The sequence below is a fragment of the Frankia sp. AvcI1 genome, assembly GCF_001420875.1.
Taxonomy (GTDB): Bacteria; Actinomycetota; Actinomycetes; order Frankiales; family Frankiaceae; genus Frankia; species Frankia alni.
Map to the genome: position 1 here is coordinate 7,071 of NZ_LJFZ01000047.1, position 21,437 is coordinate 28,507.

The window sequence follows — 21,437 nt, forward strand, 5'->3', positions numbered from 1 at the left end:
TTGTGCAGGGGAAGTACGTGGCTACCGGGGATCATGCGGAGGCAGCCGTTCTTCGTGTTGCTCTCGTCGACGGCCAGCCAGACCGTCAGGGCCTCCATCGGGGACAGCGACCAGTAGGCCCCGTCCTGGTGCCACANCACGGGCTGGCCGTCGTACGGGGGTTTGCAGATGTAATGGGCGGTGAAGCACGCCAGGTCGGGGCCGAGGAAGTACTCGGCGATGTCCACGAGGAGGGGGTATGAGACCAGGCGGGCCCAGAAGGCGTCGTTGCGGATGAGGGGGTGGTGGAAGTGCTCGGGACGCAGGTCCGGATAGCGCCGGGAGAGCCATTCGACGTGGTCGGCAACCTCGCCCAGGAGATCCTGTGGCACCACGTTGCGGANAACGGCGAATCCTTGTTCGGCGTACTGGACCGCGGCCTTTTCCAGAACGCCGTCGTCGAGTGCGTCCATGAGTCAGCTCCCTGTGAAGAGTTTCTGGTTCGTGTTTCCGGTCTGGACCTGCGTGGCTGTCGCGGTGCCACGCCGCTCACCAGGCGAACGCCTCGCCGTAGCTCCGCTTCTCGATGCAGTAGGTGCGAAATGCCCGGGCCTTCGCGACGGCGGCCGGGTCGCCGGTGCGTGCGGCGGCCTGCTCGAACCAGTCGAACGCCGCGGCGGCATGCGCGCGCCGGGCGAAGTGCAGCGCGGCGAACCGGCGGAAGTCGTGGCGCATGGAGCCCGTTGCCAGGGCGTTTCCGCAGGTCAGAAGCTCTTCGAGCTCCGTCTCGGTGGGCGCTGGCCGGTCCACGATGTGAATGGGCTCGGTCGCGGGAACGTCGCCGCGGATCTTCACGGGCTCGTCGGAGCCCGCGAAGTCGAGGCACAGCGAGAGCCGCGGGGCGCCGGCGGCGCTGAGGGCCGAGTGCGGATCGGTCGTGTGGATCTGCCATACCTCGCCGCGCCGCAGGTGGTAGACGACGTCGTTCTCGGAGTGCAGGGACTCGGCGGTGGTGCGCAGCGGAATCTNCAGCCTGGTGCCCGGCCGGGCGAACTCGAGAAAGTCGACATGCGGGGCGATGATGCCGTCGNGAAGGCTGAAGATGCGGACCCACTGCAGCCGATCGAGTGGAAAGTGATCGGTCACCAGGGCCATGATCCCGGGTAGCCGGCTGCCTAGTTCCGTGCGGGTCANCCGGTCGCTGTGTGGGCGGAAGCTGAGGTCGTACTCCGCCCCGCTGCCGTTGGCCAGCGCATGGGCCGACCACGTTCCGAAGGTGAACGCGTCATATTCTCCCTGGTAGTTGTGCTGATCGACGATCGACAGCTCGGAATCAAGGTCGTACGAGTCGATGGGTAGGGTCGCCAGGCGTTGCGACTTAAGCAAGGGATCTCCCTCGATGTCATTCTGGGATCGCGTCCGGGGTGCCGGCAGCCGGCGCTGGTGACCGGTTTGGGGTGGCCGACGTTTCGTCTGGTCGGCTGGCCGGCTCGATTTCTTCCGAGATAGGTCAACCATAGGGCGGGCGACCCCGCCCTACGAGTCGAACGGGGCGGTGCTCGCGCGGCCCTCCTTCATGGGTTGGCAGTGCGCTCGAATGATGTACGTGCCGGCCGTGGCAATGGGATGTGTCTCGCCGGCGGGACACCCGGAGAACCCGGTTCCCGCCGGCTGTGATGGCGGCGAGGATCTGAGCGTGGCCCGCCGAGAGGGTGGGCGGTGACTCCCCTTCGGCGGAGGAAGGAATGACTGAGGATGGAACTGTCGCCGCAGGCCCGTGGAGCGGGCAGGAAGAGTGATGAAGTCATGACGCACACCGCGCACGCGGACGGGATGACGCCCCTGGCAGCGCANGTCTCGGCGCTGTGGTCGGAATATCTCGACGGTCGTGAGGTGACGGCCGACGATGATTTCTTCGCACTGGGCGGAAACTCGCTCATCGGAATCCGGATTCTCGACCGGGTGACCGTGGACTTCGGCGTGGAGCTGTCCGTGCGCGCCTTCTACATGGCGCAGACGCCCGCGCGGGTCGCCGCGCTCATCGAGCAGGAGAGGAGGCAACCATGCGGCTGAGCCCGGGCGCCGCCAGCGACGTCGACCTCGACCGGCTCGACCTGTTCGACCTCGACCTCTACTCCTCGGGCGATCCGCACGCGATCTGGGAGGTGATGCGGGCCCAGGCGCCGCTGCACCACCAGGTGCTGGCGGACGGCCGGGCGTTCTGGTCGGTGACCCGCTACGACGATGTCCGCGCGGTGCTCGGCGACCACCGCCGATTCACCTCCGAGCGCGGCACCGTCGTCACCCATCTCGGCGAGGACGACCTCACCGCCGGCAAGCTGATGACCTCCACCGACCCGCCGCGGCACACCCAGGTGCGCCGGGCGATCGGCACCCGGCTCACGGCCCGGGCGGTGGCCAGCCGGCAGAACCAGATCCGGCAGGCGATCGTGCGTTTCCTCGAACCTCTCCTCGACGGCGGCACCGACGACCTGGCGGAGCGCGCGCTGCGCNTACCGATGGTCGTCGCGGGCCCGTTGCTGGGGATCCCGGAACGGGACTGGGACGAGCTGGTCCAGTTGACGGCGATGGTGACGGCTCCCTCGGATCCGCACTTCCAGTGCGGCGGCCGGGCCGCGACGCTGGCCATCGCCCACCACGAGATCGTCACCTACGTCACCGACTGGGTGCGGCGGCGGCGCTCTTCGGGGGAGCGGGACGGCAGCCTGCTCGACCATCTGATGAGCGTGCGGGCGGGCGACGCGCCGCTGACGGACGAGGAGATCGCCTACGACGGCTACAGCCTGCTGCTGGGAGCCAACGTCACGACGCCCCACACCATCTCGGGCACGGTGCTCGCGCTCGTCGAGCTGCCCGAGCAGTTCGACAAGGCGCAGGCCGACCCGACGCTGGTGCCCTCGCTGGTGGAGGAGGGCCTGCGATGGACCTCGGCCGCATGCAACTTCATGCGGTACGCGGCGTGCGACACCGAGATCGGCGGCGGCACGGTCCGCAGGGGTGACGCGGTCGTCGCGTGGATCGCGTCGGCGAACCGGGACGAGTCGCGGTTCGCCGACCCGCACGAGTTCGACCTCACCCGCGACGCCAACCGTCATGTCGCCTTCGGGGTCGGGCCGCACTACTGCATCGGTGCGCCGCTGGCACGGCTGACGGCGCAGATCTTCTTCGACGAGCTGCTGGACCGGTGCGCGTCGATCGAGCTCGGCGGCGCGCCCGAGCACCTGCGGTCCTACTTCATCGCCGGGATGACGCACCTTCCCGTCGTCGCGCGGAAGCGGAGGTCGTCATGACATCCGGCGGCACCGCGGCAGTGTCCGCCAGGTCCGTCCCGTCCCGGTGGTTCGTCCGTGGGCCGTCCACCGAGCACGCCTCCCGACTGTTCTGCTTCCCCTACTCCGGCACCGGTGCGTCGGCGTTCAGTTCCTGGCCGGCCGCGCTGGCGCAGGTTGAGGTGTGCCCGCTGCAGTTTCCCGGCCGGGAGAACCGACTGGGTGAACCGCATTACGGCACCTACGAGAACCTGGTCGCCGACCTGGTCAAGGCGTTGCGACAGCGGCTGGACCGACCGTTCGCGTTCTTCGGGCACTGTGCGGGAGCGGTGGTCGCCTACGAGACCGCGCTTCGCCTCGCCGACCTGGGGCTGCCCACACCGGCCTGCCTGTTCGTCTCGGGCCAGGCGGCGCCNCACGAGGTCCCGCGCGACCGGATGCTCGACATGACCGACGACGAGCTGCGCGCCGAGCTGGCGCAGTTCGTGCGCGGCCGGGGGATCGAGCCACGGCCGGACATGATCGAGGTCGGCCTGTCCGTCCTCCTGGGGGATCTCGCGGCCGCACGCGCCTACCGGCGGGACAGGCCGGTCGCCGTGCGCAGCCCCGTCGTCGTCCTGCACTGGCGGGATGACCCGGAGGTGACCCTCGACGAGCTCCAGAGCTGGCACCAGTACTCGGATGCGGTCGACATCCGCATCGTCGACGGCGGTCATCACGATTTCACTCATGCGCCCGACGAACTGCGCTCCCTGCTGACCCGATGGCGATGAGCGCAGTGCTGAGGGCAGCGCCGTCAAGGAGCGGGGAGGAATTCGAATGAGTGGCGCAGCCACCGATATCGCGGTTGTCGGAATGTCCTGCCGTTTCCCCGGTGTGNGTAATCCGGCCGAGTTCTGGCGCCTGCTGGTCGACGGCGGGTCGACGATCGGGCGTCTGCCCGAGCACCGGGCCCCTGGCCCACAGGCCGGGTCGCACCCGGATGCCGTCACCGTCACCTCGGGGTCGTTCCTCGACTCCGTCGACACCTTCGACGCCGAGTTCTTCTCGATCGGGTCGGCGGAGGCGGCGGCGATGGACCCCGTGCAGCGACTGGGACTGGAGCTCGCCTGGGAGGCCGTGGAGGACGCCCGGATCGCGGCGCCCAACCTCGCCGGCCGGGAGATCGACGTCCTGGTCGGCGCCGCGTCCTCCGGGTACGACGTCCTGCGCCGGCTGACCGGCAGCGACCGGGACGACCACTACGCCGCGATCGGTTCCAGCGGCGCGCTGATCGCGAACCGTATCTCGGGCCTGCTGGACCTGCGCGGCCTGAGTCTCTGCGCGGACTCGGGTCAGTCCTCGTCGCTGGTGTCGTTGGCGTTGGCCTGCGACCGGATCCGCGGTGGTGCGACCGACGCGGCGCTCGTCGGCGGTGTGAACCTGATCGTCGACCCGGAGGCGGGCCTGGGGATTGCGAACCTGGGCGTCCTGTCGCCCGAGGGGCGCTGCAGCCCCTTCGACGAGCGGGCCGGCGGCTACGTCCGGGGTGAGGGCGGGGTCTTCGTGCTGCTGAAGCGGCTCGACCTCGCGCTGGCCGACGGTGATCGCATCTACGCCACGGTCCGCGGCTGGGGAGTCGGCAACGGTGGCGCGTCGGCGCGGATGCCGGATCCAAGCCCGCAGGGTCAGGCGGCGGCCGTGCTGTCCGCCCTGCGCAGCGCGGACGTCGCGTTCGACGGCATCGACTACGTCGAGGCACACGGCACCGGCACCCGACGCGGAGATCCGGNGGAGCTTGCCGGTCTGCGCGAGGTGTTTCGGCAGACCGGCCGCGGGCGCCCGCTGGTGATCGGGTCGGCGAAGGCGAACGTCGGCCACCTGGAGCCGGCCGCGGGCATCGTGGGCTTCGTCAAGGCGGTGCTCTGCCTGCGTCACGCCCACCTGGTCCCGACGCCGAACTTCCGGTCGCCGAACCCGGACGTGGCGGACTTCGACCGGGACTTCGAGGTCCTGTGCGCGGCGCGGCCCTGGCCGGAGGAGGCGGGTCGGCCCAGACGGGCAGGGGTGTCGGCGTTCGGAATGGGCGGCACGGTCGCCCATGTGGTTCTCGACGAGGCGTGCGGGGCGGAGACGACGCCCGGCGGGCCGCGGCCCAGCGGGCAGGTGCCGGACGCGCGCGCCGCGGTCGCCGGTCCGGCCGGCGTGCAGCGGGGCGGGGTGCTGCCCTGGGTGCTCTCGGCCCGGTCGGAACCGGCGCTGCGCGAGCAGGCGGCGCGGCTGCGCGCCTTCGTGGCGGCGGACTCGTCCCTGTCGGACGTCGACGTGGCCGCGTCCCTGGTGTCGACGCGCGCGTTGTTCGAGCACCGGGCGGTGGTGCTCGGCGGCGACCGAGCCCAGCTGCTGGCCGGCCTGGACGGACTGGCCGCGGGCGAGGACTCGGCGTGGGTGGTGCGCGGGGTGGCCGACGCCGCGGCGGGGCCGGTCGTCCTGGTGTTTCCCGGCCAGGGGTCGCAGTGGGAGGGCATGGGCCGGCGGCTGTACGCCGAGTCGAAGGTCTTCGCGCAGGGAATCGACGACTGTGCGCAGGCACTGGCGCCCTGGGTCGACTGGTCGCTGGTGGATGTGGTGACCGGCGCGGACTCCACGCCGTGGCTGGACCGGGTGGACGTCGTCCAGCCGATGCTGTTCGCGCTGATGGTGTCGCTGGCACGGGTGTGGCAGTCCTGGGGAGTGGTGCCCGACGTCGTGGCGGGGCACTCCCAGGGTGAGATGGCGGCCGCGTGCGTCGCGGGTGCGATCCCGCTGGCGGACGCGGCCCGGCTCGTCGTGCTGCGCAGTCAGGCGCTGCGCGTGCTGTCCGGTCTGCGCGGCGGGATGTGCGCGGTCTCGGCGCCCCTGGAGTGGGTGCGCGGCCGGCTGGAGCGGTGGCCCGGTCGGCTCGGCGTGGGCGCGGTGAACGGGCCGTCGTCGGTGGTGGTCTCCGGGGACGGCGCGGCGTTGGACGAGTTCGCCGCCCTGGCCGCCGCCGAGGGCGTGCGGGCGGGGCGGGTCAGGATCGACTACGCGTCGCACTCCCACCATGTGGACAGCGTCCGTGATCAGATGCTGGCGGACACCGCGACTCTGGTGCCCCGCGCCACTGCCGTGGAGTTCCACTCCACGGTGACCGGCGGGCCGCTCGACACGCAAGCCCTCGACGGCTCGTACTGGTACGACAACCTGCGTTCNCCAGTGCTGTTCGGTGCGGTGATCGAGCGGCTGATGCGTGAACGCGGCGGCGTGTTCGTCGAGGTCGGCCCGCATCCCCTGCTGACGGTGGCGATGGCGGAGACCGCGGACGCGCTGGTCGCCGCCCCACCCGTGGTGGCCACCCTGCACAAGGACGACCCGGGGGTGAGCCGGATCCTGGAGTCGCTGGCCGAGCTGCACGTGCGGGGAGTGCCGGTGAACTGGGACGCGGTGATCGCCGCGGATCGGCCGCGCCGCGTCGACCTGCCGACCTACCCGTTCCAGCGACGACGTCACTGGCTCACGGCGGGCGAGGACGCCGGCGCCGCCCCTTGCAGCGCCGCAGCTGTCGCCGTGTTCGTGGGCGCGGCGGCGTCCCCGTCGCCGTCCGGGCCGGCGACGCCGGAGCGCTCCGCCGCGGCGGCGGGGCTCGACTCCGAGTCGGCGGTGCTCAGGCTCGTGTGCGCGGAGACGGCGGCGGTACTGGGCCGCCGGGGAGCGGGCCCGACCGGCGCCGAGCTCGCGGCGAGGGCGACGGACACCTTCAAGGATCTCGGGTTCGACTCCGCGATGGCGGTGCGGCTGCGTAACCGGCTCACCGCGGCGGCCGGGGTCCGGCTGTCCGCGACCGCGGCGTTCTCCCATCCCACTCCGCACCTGCTTGGCCGGCACATTCACGCCCTCCTCCAGCCCGCGGAGCCGGACCTCCCGGAAACGCCGCGGGGAGATATCCCGGAAACGGAGGCGGGAGATGTCTCGGAGGCGTGCCGGGACAGTGACCTCTACGAACTGATTGACCGCGGATACGTCTAGTGCCGGTGCCGCGCGCGTGAAGACGGGTGCGCCACCTCTTCGTCAGACACCTCAATTCCTGTCATCTGTTCGTCCTGACCGTCAGGGAGACCGACGTGGAGGAAGTCGACAAGATCCGGTCCTATCTTCGCCGTGCCGTCGGCGACGCGCAGGCGCTGCGCCGACGGGTACACGAACTGGAGGAGGCCGCCCGCGAGCCGATCGCGGTCGTGGGGGTGGGCTGCCGGTTCCCGGGCGGGGTGGCCTCGCCCGAGGACCTGTGGCGCCTGGTGGCCGACGGGGTGGACGCGATGGGTGGCTTCCCACTCGACCGTGGCTGGGACGTCGACGCCGTGTACGACCCGGATCCCGAGGCCCTGGGCAGGACCTACACCCGCTGCGGCGGATTCCTGGCCGACCTCGCGGAGTTCGACGCGGAGTTCTTCGGGATCAGTCCGCGTGAGGCGCTGGCCATGGATCCGCAGCAGCGGCTGATGCTGGAGACGTCGTGGGAGGCGCTGGAGCGGGCGGGGATCGACCCGGCCGCGTTGCGGGGCTCGAACACCGGCGTGTTCACCGGGATCTACGCCGTCGACTACGGCCCGCGGATGGGCGGCGGGGCGGCCGGCGAGGTCGAGGGTTTCGCGATCTCGGGAACGTTCACGAGCGTGGCCTCCGGTCGGGTGGCCTACGTCCTGGGCCTGGAGGGACCCGCGGTGTCGGTGGNCACCGCGTGCTCGTCGTCGTTGGTGGCCGTGCACCAGGNCGTGCGGTCCCTGCGTGCGGGGGAGTGCGGGCTGGCACTGGCCGGTGGGGTGTCGGTGCTGCCGACGCCCGGCATGTTCGTGGAACTCGCCCGCCAGCGTGGCCTGTCGGTCGACGGGCGTTGCAAGTCCTTCGCGCAGGCCGCCGACGGAACGGGCTGGGGTGAGGGCGCGGGTGTGCTGGTGCTGGAACGGCTCTCGGACGCCCGGCGGCACGGTCGTCACGTCTGGGCGGTGATCCGGGGTTCGGCGATCAACCAGGACGGGGCTTCCAACGGGCTGACCGCGCCCAGCGAACTGGCGCAGCGGCGGGTCATCCGCGCGGCGCTGGCCGACGCGGGCCTGTCCGGCGCGGACGTGGACGTGGTGGAGGCGCACGGGACGGGCACCGTGCTGGGCGACCCCATCGAGGCGGAGGCGCTGCTGGCCACGTACGGGGAGGACCACGACCGCGCCCGCCCGCTGTGGCTGGGGTCGCTGAAGTCGAACATCGGCCACACGCAGGCGGCCGCCGGCGTCGGCGGAATGATCAAGATGATCATGGCGATGCGCCACGAGGTGCTGCCCAGGACGCTGCACGTCGACCGTCCGACCCCGCACGTGGACTGGTCGACGGGCGTGGTGGAGCTGCTGACCGACGCGCGGAGGTGGCCCGGCGAGTCAGGACGGCCCCGCCGGGCGGGAGTGTCGTCCTTCGGCGTCAGCGGCACCAACGCGCACCTCATCCTCGAACAGCCCCCCGAGCCCGAGCACGTCGCGGCGGGCGTCGAGGCCGGGGCGGGCCCGGTGGCCGCTCCCGCGCAGGTGCCGTGGGTGCTCTCGGCGCGCTCGGAGCAGGCGATGCGCGCGCAGGCACGGCGGCTGCGGGACAGCGTGGCCGCGGGAACGCAGCTGTCGGTCGCGGCGGTGGGGTACTCGCTGGCCACGACGAGAGCCCGCTTCGACCACCGCCAGGTGGTGATCGGCGCGAACCGGGAGGAGCTGCTCGCCGGCCTCACCGCCCTCGCCGAGCACGGCCCGGACGGCGCCACCGCCGCGGCGTCCGCGGTCGCGTCGCCGACGGCCAGGACGGTGTTCGTCTTCCCCGGTCAGGGATCGCAGTGGCTGGGCATGGGCGCGGAGCTCTACGCGTCGTCTCCGGTGTTCGCCGAGCAGATCCGCGCGTGCGCGCAGGCGCTGGGGCCCTGGGTCGACTGGTCGTTGATCGACACCGTGTGCGGTGGGCCGCAGGCCGCCGACCTGGACCGCGTCGACGTCGTCCAGCCGACGCTGTTCGCGGTGATGGTGTCGCTGGACCGCGTCTGGCGGTCGCTGGGCGTGGAACCCGACGCGGTGATCGGTCACTCCCAGGGCGAGATCGCCGCCGCCCACGCCGCGGGCGCCCTGAGCCTCGCGGACGCGACCAGGATCGTCGCGCTGCGTTCCCGCATGTTGGCGAAGGTCGCCGGCGCCGGTGGCATGGCGGGGATCCTGCTGCCCGAACAGCGGGTGCGGAAGCTGCTCGACCGGTGGGATGACCGGATCGTGATCGGCGCCGTCAACGGGCCGAACTCCACCACGGTCTCGGGCGAGGCCGGCGCGGTGCGGGAGCTGGTCGCGCTCTGCGAGGCGCAGGGCGTGCGCGCGCGGTGGATCCCGGCGAGCGTCCCCGGACACTCGCCCCTGGTGGACCAGTTCGCCGACCAGCTCCGTGCCGAGCTCGCCGGGATCACCCCGCTGCCGACGTCGGTGACCTTCCACTCGACGGTCACCGGCGGACCGCACGACACCCGGGAACTCGACGCCGACTACTGGTTTCGCAACCTGCGCGAGCCGGTGCGCTTCCAGTCCACCATGGCCCGTCTGCTGGACGGGGAACGCAGCGCGGTCCTCGAGATCAGCCCCCACCCGCTGCTCGCGCTGAACATCCAGGAGATCCTCGACACCTCGCCCGCGACCGCGGGTCTGGTGGTGGGCACGCTACGCCGGGGCGAGGGTGGGCTGGCGCGGCTGTACCGGTCGGCGGCCGAGGCCTTCGCCGCCGGGGTTCCGGTGGCGTGGGAGGNGGCCTTCGCGGGCTGGGACGGNGGATGGGTGGACCTGCCCACCTACGCCTTCCAACGACGGCGCTACTGGCTGACCACCCCGTCCGAGACCACCGCCCGCGACACCTCGGACCATCCTCTGCTCGACGCGGTGATCGATCTGCCCGGTGACGCGGCGGGCGGCGCCCTGGTGGGCAGCNGACGCCTGTCGCCGCAGCAGCACGCCTGGCTCGCCGACAACCCTGTCCACGGCGCCCTGGTGGTGCCGGCGACGGTGGTGATGGAGCTTGCGCTCTGGGCGGCACGTCGGGCGGGCGCCGAGGTCGTCGACGAGCTCACCCTGGAGGCTCCGCTCGTGCTGTCCCGCGCCGCCGAGCGGGAACTGCGGGTCGTCGTCGACGACGCGGGGGCGTTCAGCGTGCACTCGCGGGCCGAGGGCGAGACCGTGTGGACCCGCAACGCCGTCGGGGTCCTCGGCGCCCCCGGGCCCGGAACCGGCCCGGACCGCGGTGCGGCCGACCTCGCTTCCTGGCCTCCGGCCGGTGCCGTCGAGATGCCCGTGGACGACGCGTTCGCAACGTCGGTCGCGTCGGGCGTGGACGCCGGGGCACGCGGTGTGCGGCGGGCCTGGCAGCGCGGGGACACCGTGTTCGCCGAGGTGGAGCTGCCCCCGCCGCCCTCCACCGGGCAGGGTCGGTTCCAGATCCATCCGGCGCTGCTGCACGCGGCGCTGCTGGCGACCGGCCTCGGACGCCTCGTCGAGGGGTCCGCCGCCGACGGCTGGCTACCAGCGCGCTGTGCGGGGCTTCGCCTGCACGCGGGTGGTCCGGACACGGCCGGTTCGACGGTCCTGCGCGTGCGCCTCGCTCCCACGGGGCAGGCCGGCGACAACCAGCTGTCGGTGGACCTCGCGGACGAGCACGGCGCCGCCGTGGGCGGTGTCGACGCGTTGACCGTGCAACCGGTGGATCGCGACCAGCTGACCGCGTTGAGCTTCGACCGTCGGGACTCCCTGTTCCGGGNCGACTGGTCACCGCTTCCGGTTCCGGTTCCGCCGGCGTCCGCGTCGGCGGGAAACCGGTACGCGGTAGTGGGGGCGCCGCAGCCGGGCGCCGCCTGGCCGCCGCCTGGCGGGGTCCGCGACGCGCAGGCCTACGCCAGCCTCGCGGAGCTCGCCGCGGCCGGCCGGGAGGTGCCCCCCGTCGTCCTGGCGAGCGCGGCGGGTGTGGCCGGCGCCGACGACGCGGGCGACACGCCCGCGGCCGTCGGGCGGGCCGTTCACCAGGTGCTGCGGTGGGTGCAGGACTGGCTCGCTGACGACCGGTTCGCCGATGCGCGCCTGGTCGTCGTGACGCGCGCCGCCATCCAGGACGAGCAGGTGTCCTCTGTCGATCCGGCGGCGACAGCGGTCTGGGGGCTCGTCCGCTCGGCGCAGACCGAGAACCCGGGGCGTTTCGCGCTGGTGGACACGGACGACTCGCCCGCCTCGTGGGCGTGCCTACCGGCGGCGGCCGCCACCGGAGAGCCCCAGCTCAGGATCCGCGCGGGCGCACTGAGCCGCCCCCGTCTGGCGCAGGTGCACCGCGGCACCCAGCCCGGTGGCAGCCGGGACGGGTCGGGCGAGCAGGCCGTCGACGGGCCCGACCTCACGTCCGGGACGGTGTTGATCACCGGTGGCACCAGTGGGTTGGGCGCGCTGCTGGCGCGGCACCTCGTGCGGCGCCACGGAGTGCGCCGGCTGGTGCTGACCAGCCGGCGCGGGCAGCGGGCTCCCGGCGCGAGCGCCCTGCGCGACGAGCTGGTCGGGGCGGGGGCGCACGTCGAGATCGTGGCGTGCGACGTCACGAGTCGGCAGGCCGTCGCCGAGCTGATCGCGGCGGCGCCGCCCGAGTCTCCGTGGACAGCGGTCGTGCACTGCGCGGGCGTGCTGGGCGACGGGGTCGTCGCGGCGCTGACCGGGCAGCAGGTGGACGCGGTGCTGGCGCCGAAGGTGCATGGAGCCTGGCACCTGCACGAGGCGACCCGGCATCTCGACCTGTCGGCGTTCGTGCTGTTCTCCTCGATCGCGGGGGTGCTCGGCACGGCGGGACAGGCCAACTACGCGGCCGCCAACGCGTTCCTCGACGGGCTGGCCCAGGCCCGGCGGGCCGAGGGGCTGGCGGCCAGCTCGCTGTGCTGGGGTTTCTGGGCCCAGCGCAGCGAGATGAGCGCCGAACTCGACGAGGTGGACGTCGAACGCCTGGCACGGCAGGGCGTCCTGCCGATGGCCTCGCACGAGGGTCTCGCGTTGTTCGACGCCGCGCTCGCCCTCGACGAGCCGGTTCTGGTACCCGCCCGGCTGCACCTGTCTCCGTCGGATGCGGCGCGGACCGGCGGCGGGCCGCCGCTGCTGCGCGACCTGCTGGGCAGCCCCGGTGCCGGTGCTGGCACCGGCACCGGCGGTCCTGGCGAGCGCGGACCGGCCGACGCCGGCCTGGCCCAGCGGCTGGGCGCGCTGCCGATGGCCGACGCGGAAGCCCCGCTACGCGATGCCGTGCGGGAGCAGACCGCGCTCGTTCTCGGCCACGCCGACGCCGGGCGGATCGGCCCCACCATGGCCTTCAAGGAGCTCGGGATCGACTCACTCACGGCCCTGGAACTGCGGAACCGGCTGATGGCGATCACCGGCCTGACGCTGCCCGCCACGCTTGCCTTCGATCATCCAACCCCGAACGCGGTCGCCGAGTTCCTCAACGTCGGCCTGCATCCGGGCTCCGAGCGGGAGACCGCGGCCGAGAGCCTGGCCCGGGAGATCGAGCATCTCGGCGCCCGNCTGTGGGGCGTCTTCGAAGATCTCGCACCACCTGACCGGACCACCATCACCACCGCGCTCGGTGAGCTGCAGAGCCGGCTGCGCGCGAAGGTCGCCGACTCGTCACCGGTCGGGGTCGTCGACCGGATCAGTTCGGCGTCCGCCCATGAACTGCTCGCGCTGCTCGACCACGAGCTCGGCTAGGGGAGAACGATGACACACGACAACAACGGCGAGGTTCTCGACTACCTCCGGCGAACATCGATCGAGCTGGTCGAGACCCGTCGACGGCTGGGGGAGCTGACGCGGNCCGCCGCCGAACCCACCGCGGTGGTGGGAGTCGCCTGCCGCTTCCCCGGCGCGGTGAACTCACCGGAGGCGCTGTGGAACCTGGTGGCGGCCGGCGAGGACGCGGTGGGGGACTTCCCCGAGGACCGCGGCTGGGACCTGGAGGGGATGTACGACCCGGATCCGAACCGGCCGAACACCTGCTACACCCGCTCCGGCGGGTTCCTGCCCGACGCCGGTGACTTCGACGCGGAGTTCTTCGGGATCAACCCGCGCGAGGCGCTGGCCGCGGACCCGCAGCACCGGCTGCTGCTGGAGACCTCGTGGGAGTCCCTGGAACGCGCGGGTATCGACCCGCACTCGCTGCGGGGAAGCAGCACCGGTGTCTTCGCCGGGCTGGNGTACTTCGGCTATGGAAACCACTTCTTCACGCCTGAGATCATCTCGGGCTACGGGCAGACCGGTTCGCTGCTGAGCGTGGCGTCGGGTCGCATCTCGTACGCGCTCGGCCTGGAGGGACCGGCGGTGTCGACCGACACGGCCTGCTCCTCGTCGCTGGTGGCGGTGCACCAGGCGGTGCAGTCGCTGCGTCAGGGCGAGTGCACGCTCGCTCTGGCCGGGGGTGTCACGGTCGTGGGCACCCCCCAGGTGTTCCGGGAACTCTCGCGTCACCGGGGACTGGCGGTGGACGGCCGGTGCAAGGCCTTCGCCGACGCCGCGGACGGCGCCGGGTTCTCGGAGGGCGTCGGGGTTCTGGTCCTGGAGCGGCTGTCCGACGCGCAGCGCAACGGTCACCGCGTCTGGGCGGTGATCCGCGGGTCGGCGGTCAACCAGGACGGGGCGTCGAACGGCCTGACCGCACCGAACGGTCCGTCGCAGCAACGGGTGATCCGGGCGGCGCTGGCGAACGCCCGGTTGCGAGCCGCGGACGTCGACGTGGTGGAGGCGCACGGGACCGGGACGACGCTCGGCNACCCGATCGAGGCGCAGGCGATCCTGGCGACCTACGGGCAGGACCGGGACGCGGCCGACCCGCTGTGGCTGGGGTCGCTGAAGTCGAACATCGGTCACGCGCAGGCCGCCGCCGGCGTGGGCGGCATCATCAAGATGATCATGGCGATGCGGCACGGGACGATGCCCGCGACCCTGCACGTGGATCGCCCGACGACCCACGTCGACTGGTCGGCCGGTGCCGTGGAGCTGCTGACCGAGGCCAGGCCGTGGCCGAGCACCGACGAGCGGCCCCGGCGGGCGGGTGTCTCCGCCTTCGGCATCAGCGGAACCAACGCGCACGTGATCCTGGAACAGGCCCCCGCGGAGCCCACCGCGCCCACCGCGCCCGACGCGGCCACCCGGCCGGCGNCCGGTCCGGCGCTCGGCGGGGTGGTGCCCTGGGTGGTGTCGGCCCGCTCGGAGCAGGCGCTGCGGGCCCAGGCGGACAAGCTGCGCGACCTCGCCGTGACCCGGCCTGACCTGGACGTCGCCGATGTCGGATGGTCGCTGGTGTCCGGCCGCGCAGGCCTCGACCACCGCGCGGTGGTGCTCGGACGTGACCGCGAGGAGCTGGCCGACGCCCTGCGGTCCCTCGCCGAGGGCACGCCGTCCACCACGGCCGTCCGCGGTGTCGCCGGCGGCCTCGGCGACACCGTGTTCCTTTTCCCGGGGCAGGGGACACGGTGGGCCGGGGCGGCCCGGCCGCTGTACGACACGTTCGACGTCTTCGCCTTCGCCCTCGACGAGGTGTGCGCGCGTTTCGACTCGCACCTGCCCTTCGACCTGCGGTCCCTGCTGCTCGCCGACGAGTGCGCGCCCGAGCTCGCCGGCCGGACCGACCTCGCGCAGCCGGCGTTGTTCGCGCTGCAGGTCAGCCTCTACCGGCTCCTGGTGACCTTCCTCGGGACGCCGGACCGGCTCGTCGGCCACTCGATCGGGGAGATCGCCGCCGCGCACGTGGCCGGAGCCCTGGACCTCGACGACGCGGCGCGACTCGTGGCCGCCCGCGGCCGGATCATGCAGACGCTCGACGAGCAGGGCGCGATGGTGGCGGTGCGTCTCTCCGAGGCCGCGGCGAGCGCCCTGCTCGACGGGTACTGCCGGGTGGGCATCGCCGCCGTGAACGGTCCGGAGTCCGTGGTGCTCTCGGGCAGCCGCGCCGAGGTCGTCGAGCTGCGGGAGCGGCTCGTCGCCGGCGGCACGTCGGCGACGCTGCTCGGCGTCGACCATGCGTTCCACTCGCCGCTCATGGAACCGATCATGGCCACGTTCGAGGCGTCGATCGGCACGCTGCGCCCGGGCAGCCTCTCGATCCCGGTCGTCTCATCCCGCACGGGCCGCGAGATCACGGCGCAGGAGCTGACGTCCCCCGAGCACTGGGTGCGCCACGTGCGGGAACCCGTGCGCTTCTTCGACGCGGTCGAACGCGCCCGCACGGCCGGAGCAGACGTCTTCGTCGACGTCGGCCCCGGTTCGACGGTCGCGGGCATCGTCCGGGAGGCCTGCACCAGCGCCGGCGTGGACGGCGCGGTGGTCCTGTCCACGTCGCGGCGGGACCGCGGCGCGGTGGCGGCGCTCGTCGGCGCGCTGGCCGAGCTGCATGTCCGGGGCGGGGTGGNGGACTGGGCGGCCTGGTTCGGGTCGCGCTGCCAGGTGGACCTCCCGACGTACGCGTTCCAGCGGCGGCGGTACTGGCTGGACTTCCAGGCCGGCGCGGGCACGGCCGACGTCACCGACGCGGGGCTCGACGCGGCCCGGCACCCGCTCCTGGGAGCGGTGGTGGAACACCCCGGCACCGGTGAGGTGGTGTGCACCGACCGGTGGTCCCTGCGCACCCACGGCTGGCTGGCCGATCACGCCGTGTTCGGCGCCGTCGTCCTTCCGGCGACGGCCCACCTGGACCTGGCGCTGTGGGTGGGCGACCTCGTCGGCTGCGCGACGGTGGAGGACCTTTTGCTGGAGGTCCCGTTGCTGCTTCCCGCCACGGGAGACGTGCAGGTGCGGGTCGTCGCCGGTGCGGCGGACGAGGACGGACGCCGCGAGGTGCGGGTGTACTCGCGTGCCGGCACGCAGGCCGGGACGGAGGGCGGCTGGACCCGGCACGCGACGGGGAACCTGGCACCGGCCGCGCCGCCGGNCACCGAGTGGACGCGGGACGCGCGAGCCCTGGCCGTGTGGCCACCGGTCGGCGCGCGGCCGCTCGACATCGACGGACTGCACGACAGCTTCGCGGCCGCGGGCTTCGACTACGGTCCGGCGTTCCGCGGACTACGGGAGGTGTGGCGGCGCGACGACGACCTGTTCGCGACGGCCACGCTGCCGGCGGACGCCGACGGCGCGGCCACCGGCGTCGCCGCCGGTGGGTCGACGGGCGGCCCGGACGGCCACGGGTTCGTGCTGCATCCGGCACTCATCGACGCGGCACTGCAGACGGTGGTGGCCGGCGGGGTCGTCGAGGTGGGCGAGGAACGGGGATCCATGCCGTTCCAGTGGTCCGGGGTGGAACTGGCAGGACCGTGCGGCCCGCACGTGCGGGTCCGCGTTCGCCCGCTCGGGGAGGGGGCCGTGTCCGTCGTGATCGCAGACGAGCACGGTCGCCCGGTCGCGCACGTCGCGGCGCTGACCTTTCGCCCGGCGGTTGCCGAGCAGGTCCGTGCGGTGCGCGGCGGGCAGGACCGCGCGCTGTTCGCCCTGCAGTGGCGGCCGGTGGAGCCGGCCGAGCCGGCGGCGACCGACCGCGAGCGGTGGGCTGTCGTCGGGGCGAGGCACGGGTTGGCCTCCCGGCTTGTCGGGACGGGTGACGCGCAGGTTGTGTTCCACGAGTCGGTCGACGACCTCCTCGCGCAGCCGGTGGTGCCCCGCCACGTCGTCCTGTGCCTGGACGACCAGCTCGGCGGCCCCCCGGACGTCGGCCTGGACGTCGGCCTGGACGTCGGCTCGCGGGTCGGCCGGGACGGAGTCCTGGCCGGCGACCCGGATCCCCTCGCCGCCGTGACGGCCGCGGGCACCCAGGTGCTCGGCTGGGTCCAGCGCTTCCTCGCCGAGGAGTCGCTCGCCGCGTCCACGCTTGTGGTCCTGACCCGGTTCGCCCAGCTCGCCGGCGGATCCCGCGGTGTGGAGAGCCTTCCCGGCGCGTCCGTGTGGGGTCTGCTGCGTTCCGCCCAGACGGAGCATCCCGGCCGGTTCCGACTGGTGGACATCGACGACGCGCCGGCGTCCTGGGAAGGTTTCCCGGACGTGCTGGCCCGCGGTGAGGACCAGCTGGCGGTGCGGGACGGGCGCTGCCTCGCCCCGCACCTGACGTCGGCCGCGCCGCCCACCGGTCTGCTTGAGCCGCCGCCGGCCGGAGCCTGCCGACTGGGCATCACCGACAGGGGGACGCTGGAGAACCTGACCTGGGTGCCCGCGCCCGAGGCGCAGGCCGCGCTGACGAGCGGCCAGGTGCGTCTCGCCGTGCACACCGCCGGGCTCAACTTCCGCGACGTCACGATCGCACTGGGCCTGGTCGACAGGACCGCCCTCGACGCCGGGCTCGGCAGCGAGGGCGCCGGTACGGTGCTGGAGGTCGCGGACGACGTCCGCGACCTCGCGCCCGGCGACCGGGTGATGGGCATCTTCCCCGGTGCGTTCGGCCGGGTCGCCGTGGCGGACCACCGCCTGCTCATGCCGATCCCCGAGGGGTGGAGCTACGCCGAGGCGGCGTCCGTGCCGGGTGCCTTCCTCACCGCCTACTACGCGCTGTTCGAGCTGACCCACCTCACCCGGGGGCAGCGCCTTCTCGTGCACGCCGCGGCGGGCGGGGTCGGGATGGCCGCGGTAGCGCTGGCGAAACACGTCCGTGCCGAGATCTACGCGACTGCGAGCCCGGCCAAGTGGCCCACCCTGCGTGCCCTCGGCCTGGACGACGAGCACCTGGCCTCGTCCCGGGACCTGGCCTTCGTGGACCGGTTCCTGTCGGCCACGGACGGCGCCGGCGTCGACGTCGTCCTGAACTCGCTCGCGCACCGCTTCGTCGACGCGTCGCTGCGCGTGCTGCCGGGTGGCGGGCGCTTCCTCGAGATGGGCAAGACCGACATCCGTGCTCCCCACCAGGTGGCCGCCGATCACCCCGGCGTCGGCTACCAGGCGTTCGACCTCTACGAGGCCGGCCCGGACCTGATCCACAAGATGTTCCGGGCCGTCATGGACCTGTTCGCCGACGGACTGGTGCAGCGGGGACCGATCTCCGTCTGGAACATCCGCGACGCCCGCCGGGCGATGCGCGAGATGAGCCAGGGCCGCACCATCGGAAAGGTCGTCTTCGAGGTGGGCGACGGCTTCGGCGGCGGGACGGTCCTGGTCACCGGCGGCACCGGCGGAGTGGGCTCGCTGCTGGCGCGGCACCTCGTCGCCGACCACGGCGTCCGCAGCCTGGTGCTGGCGAGCCGTCGCGGCATGGCGGCCGACGGGGCGGCCGAGCTGGTGGCGGACCTGCGCGGCGCCGGGGCGCTCGTCCAGGTCGCGCGGTGCGACGTGGCGGACCGGGACGAGATGGCGGCGGTGCTCGCCGGCATGCCCCCCGGCTACCCGCTGACGGCGGTCGTGCACGCGGCCGGTGAACTGGCGGACGGCACCGTCGAGTCGCTGTCCGCCCGCGGCCTCGAACGCGCGCTGCGGGCGAAGGTCGGCGGGGCGGTCACTCTGCACGAGCTGGTCCAGGGGCGTCCCCTGTCGGCGTTCGTCCTGTTCTCCGCGCTGGCGGGCACGCTCGGCGTCGCCGGGCAGGCCAACTACGCGGCGGCGAACGGGTTCCTGGACGGCCTGGCCGCGCGACGCCGGGCCGCAGGACTCGTCGCAGTCTCGTTGTGCTGGGGCTGGTGGGAGCAGCGCAGCGGCATGACCGGGGGACTGGGCCAGGCCGACTTCGCCCGCATCCAGCGTCTGGGTGTCGCCGCGATGCCGACGGCGCAGGCACTGGCGTTGTTCGACGCCGCCAGCACCCACGACAACCCGGTCCTCATCCCGGCCCGGCTGGACGTCGCGGCGCTGCGCGAACGGCCCGACGGTGAGGTGCCGGCGCTGCTGCGACACCTCGTCGAAGCCGGCCGGCCGTCGCGTGCCCGCACCGCCGGGACCGGCAGGAGCCAGCCGCCCGCCGCGCTCGCCCTGACGGCCAGGTTGAGCACGCTTCCGGACGACGAGGGCCGCGCCGCCGTGCTGGACTGGGTCCGCGAGGAGGTCGCCGTCGTCCTCGGACATGCCGGCGGGACGGCCGTCGCCGCCGACCAGGCGTTCACCGATCTCGGGTTCGACTCGCTGACGTCGATCGAACTGTGCAACCGCCTGTCCGCCACGACCGGCCTGCGCCTGCCCTCGACCCTCGTCTTCAACTATCCGACGCCGCGTGAGCTGGGCGAGGAGGTCCTCGGCAGGGTGCGCGACGCGCAGGGCGCCCATCCGGGTGCGCAGCGGGCCGCGGACCCGAGCCCGACCTCGCCGGCGGACGAGGAGATCCGTGCGGTGCTGCGCACCGTCCCGATCGACCGGCTGCGCGAGGCCGGCGTCCTGGACCTGGTTCTCGAATGCGCGGACCCGGTTCGGACGGGCGCGGCCGACCCGACGACGCAGGCGTCCACCGACCCGGAGGGACGTGGGGCGATGTCCCTGGCGGCTCTCGTCGACCTGGTGCTAGAGGAAGGCAACGCGTGACATGAGCGACTCCACGCAACAGACGACGGACGACGCCCGGCGGGTCGAGCGGGCGCTGCGCACGCTGNTGGTGGAACGGGACCGTCTGCGCCAGGAGAACGAAGCCCTGCGCGCCGCGAGCACCGAGCCGATCGCCGTGGTGGCCATGGCCTGCCGCTATCCGGGCGGCGTCACCTCCCCCGAGCAGCTGTGGGAGATGGTCCGTGACGGACGCGACGTCGTGGGCGAGTTCCCGACCGACCGCGGCTGGCCGGACGTCTACAACCCGGATCCCGACGCCCCCGGCGGTTCGTACGTGCGTCAGGGCGGATTCCTGTCCGACNTCGCCGACTTCGACTCCGACTTCTTCGGTCTCACTCCGCGGGAGGCGCTGGCGACCGATCCGCAGCAGCGGCTGCTGCTGGCGACCTCCTGGGAGGTCCTCGAACGGGCCGGTATCGTCCCCGCGGACCTGCGCGGAGCCGAGGTCGGCGTCTTCGCCGGGGTCAGCTCCTCCGAGTACGGCGCCCGGTTCGCGGCGGCGAACGGGCACGAACTGGAGGGCTACCTGCTGCGCGGCAGCGCGCCCAGNGTCGCCTCCGGTCGGGTGGCGTACCACCTGGGGCTGACCGGGCCGGCGGTGACGGTGGACACGGCGTGTTCGTCGTCGCTGGTGGCGCTGCACCTGGCCGTGCGGTCACTGCGCGCGGGAGAGTGCTCGCTCGCGCTGGCCGGGGGTGTGTCCATCATGGCGACCCCGGCGATCTTCGTGGAGTTCTCCCGCCAGCGCGCCCTGTCCCCGGACGGCCGGTGCCGGTCCTTCGCGCAGGGCGCGGACGGGACCGGGTGGGCCGAGGGAGCGGGTGTCCTGCTGCTGGAACGGCTGTCCGACGCGCGCCGGGCCGGCCATCCCGTGCTGGCGGTCGTCCGCGGCTCGGCGGTGAACTCCGACGGGGCCAGCAACGGCCTGAGCGCCCCGAACGGCCTGGCCCAGGAGAAGGTGATCCGCCAGGCACTGGCGGACGCCGGGGTCGCGGCGGCGACGGTGGACATGGTGGAGGCGCACGGCACCGGCACCTCGTTGGGCGACCCTATCGAGGCGGCGGCGCTGCTGGCGACCTACGGTCAGAGCCGCACGTCCGACCGGCACTCGCGCCGGCCGCTGTGGCTGGGGTCCATGAAGTCGAACATGGGCCATGCCCAGGCCGCCGCCGGGGTCGCCGGGGTGATCAAGACGGTGATGNCCATGCGGCACGGGNACCTGCCGCGGACCCTGCATGTCCAGGAGCCCTCCCGGTTCGTCGACTGGTCCACCGGGGCCGTCGAGCTGCTGGTCCAGGGCCGCGAGTGGGCCCGCGGCGACGATCCGCGGCGCGCCGCGGTGTCGTCGTTCGGGGTCAGCGGAACCAACGCCCACGTGATCCTGGAGGAGGAACCGCCNCCGGACCGCGGCGCCGAGATCGCCGCCACGGCAGATCCAGGTGGGGCGGACGGCGCGGACGTCGCGGCGCTCGGCGGATGGGTGCCGTGGGTGCTGTCCGGTCGGGGCGCGTCGGCCCTCGCCCGGCAGGCGGACAGGCTGCGCGACGTCGCCACCGACCTGGAGGACGACGTCGCTGACGTCGGGTGGTCGTTGGCN

Annotated in this window: 10 protein-coding genes and 14 pseudogenes; 22 read left to right on the top strand and 2 right to left on the bottom strand. The window is 73.3% G+C overall.

The genetic code is table 11. The features are described 5' to 3' along the window. Window positions 1-136: phytanoyl-CoA dioxygenase family protein (locus UK94_RS70580; protein ID WP_235490665.1), on the bottom strand; the 136-nt coding region annotated here is incomplete at both ends. 1 nt (window position 137) lies between these two features. Next, window positions 138-374, bottom strand: a pseudogene (locus UK94_RS70585) (phytanoyl-CoA dioxygenase family protein); the annotation flags it as partial. A gap of 1,668 nt (window positions 375-2,042) precedes the next feature. Between UK94_RS70585 and UK94_RS70590 the strand changes: the two are divergent. The 22 genes and pseudogenes from UK94_RS70590 to UK94_RS70690 form a co-directional block, all read left to right on the top strand. Further along, window positions 2,043-2,492, top strand: a pseudogene (locus UK94_RS70590) (hypothetical protein); the annotation flags it as partial. Window positions 2,493-4,088: 1,596 nt separating this feature from the next. Beyond that, window positions 4,089-4,148, top strand: a 60-nt coding sequence (locus UK94_RS75475) for a hypothetical protein (RefSeq protein WP_268761724.1), incomplete at its 3' end; no start/stop codon positions are given. A gap of 1 nt (window position 4,149) precedes the next feature. After that, a pseudogene (locus tag UK94_RS70595) lies at window positions 4,150-5,040 on the top strand (polyketide synthase); the annotation flags it as partial. A 1-nt stretch (window position 5,041) separates the two neighbouring features. After that, a pseudogene (locus UK94_RS70600) lies at window positions 5,042-6,478 on the top strand (type I polyketide synthase); the annotation flags it as partial. 1 nt (window position 6,479) lies between these two features. Beyond that, window positions 6,480-7,292: pseudogene (locus UK94_RS70605) on the top strand (phosphopantetheine-binding protein); the annotation flags it as partial. Window positions 7,293-7,387: 95 nt separating this feature from the next. Then, on the top strand, window positions 7,388-7,997 hold a 610-nt coding region (locus UK94_RS70610; RefSeq protein ID WP_235490653.1), incomplete at its 3' end, for a beta-ketoacyl synthase N-terminal-like domain-containing protein. Between the two features lie 40 nt (window positions 7,998-8,037). Next, window positions 8,038-10,079, top strand: a pseudogene (locus UK94_RS70620) (type I polyketide synthase); the annotation flags it as partial. Between the two features lie 29 nt (window positions 10,080-10,108). Beyond that, the coding region (locus UK94_RS75480) for a hypothetical protein (protein WP_268761725.1) at window positions 10,109-10,258 on the top strand (150 nt) is incomplete at its 3' end. Between the two features lies 1 nt (window position 10,259). Continuing rightward, window positions 10,260-11,081 (top strand): annotated as a pseudogene (locus tag UK94_RS70625) (polyketide synthase dehydratase domain-containing protein); the annotation flags it as partial. 638 nt (window positions 11,082-11,719) lie between these two features. Continuing rightward, on the top strand, window positions 11,720-12,870 hold a 1,151-nt coding region (locus UK94_RS70630; RefSeq protein ID WP_268761726.1), incomplete at its 3' end, for a beta-ketoacyl reductase. Window positions 12,871-13,063: 193 nt separating this feature from the next. Next, on the top strand, window positions 13,064-13,159 hold a 96-nt coding region (locus tag UK94_RS70635; RefSeq protein ID WP_235490669.1), incomplete at its 3' end, for a polyketide synthase docking domain-containing protein. 21 nt (window positions 13,160-13,180) lie between these two features. Beyond that, window positions 13,181-13,538: polyketide synthase (locus UK94_RS70640; RefSeq protein ID WP_268761727.1), on the top strand; the 358-nt coding region annotated here is incomplete at its 3' end. A 1-nt stretch (window position 13,539) separates the two neighbouring features. Continuing rightward, a pseudogene (locus tag UK94_RS70645) lies at window positions 13,540-14,110 on the top strand (polyketide synthase); the annotation flags it as partial. A 1-nt stretch (window position 14,111) separates the two neighbouring features. Further along, window positions 14,112-14,500 (top strand): annotated as a pseudogene (locus UK94_RS70650) (ketoacyl-synthetase C-terminal extension domain-containing protein); the annotation flags it as partial. A gap of 1 nt (window position 14,501) precedes the next feature. Further along, window positions 14,502-15,749 (top strand): annotated as a pseudogene (locus UK94_RS70655) (acyltransferase domain-containing protein); the annotation flags it as partial. A gap of 35 nt (window positions 15,750-15,784) precedes the next feature. Then, window positions 15,785-16,268, top strand: a 484-nt coding sequence (locus UK94_RS70660) for a polyketide synthase dehydratase domain-containing protein (RefSeq protein ID WP_268761728.1), incomplete at its 3' end; no start/stop codon positions are given. 1 nt (window position 16,269) lies between these two features. Continuing rightward, a pseudogene (locus UK94_RS70665) lies at window positions 16,270-19,819 on the top strand (SDR family NAD(P)-dependent oxidoreductase); the annotation flags it as partial. Between the two features lie 136 nt (window positions 19,820-19,955). Beyond that, window positions 19,956-20,141 (top strand): beta-ketoacyl synthase N-terminal-like domain-containing protein (locus UK94_RS70670; protein WP_268761729.1); only part of this gene is annotated, 186 nt, incomplete at its 3' end. Between the two features lies 1 nt (window position 20,142). Continuing rightward, window positions 20,143-20,389: pseudogene (locus tag UK94_RS70675) on the top strand (beta-ketoacyl synthase N-terminal-like domain-containing protein); the annotation flags it as partial. A gap of 1 nt (window position 20,390) precedes the next feature. After that, a pseudogene (locus tag UK94_RS70680) lies at window positions 20,391-21,041 on the top strand (polyketide synthase); the annotation flags it as partial. Between the two features lie 30 nt (window positions 21,042-21,071). After that, window positions 21,072-21,238: ketoacyl-synthetase C-terminal extension domain-containing protein (locus UK94_RS70685; protein WP_313949618.1), on the top strand; the 167-nt coding region annotated here is incomplete at its 3' end. A 1-nt stretch (window position 21,239) separates the two neighbouring features. Further along, window positions 21,240-21,436: pseudogene (locus UK94_RS70690) on the top strand (hypothetical protein); the annotation flags it as partial. Window position 21,437: the final 1 nt, after the last annotated feature.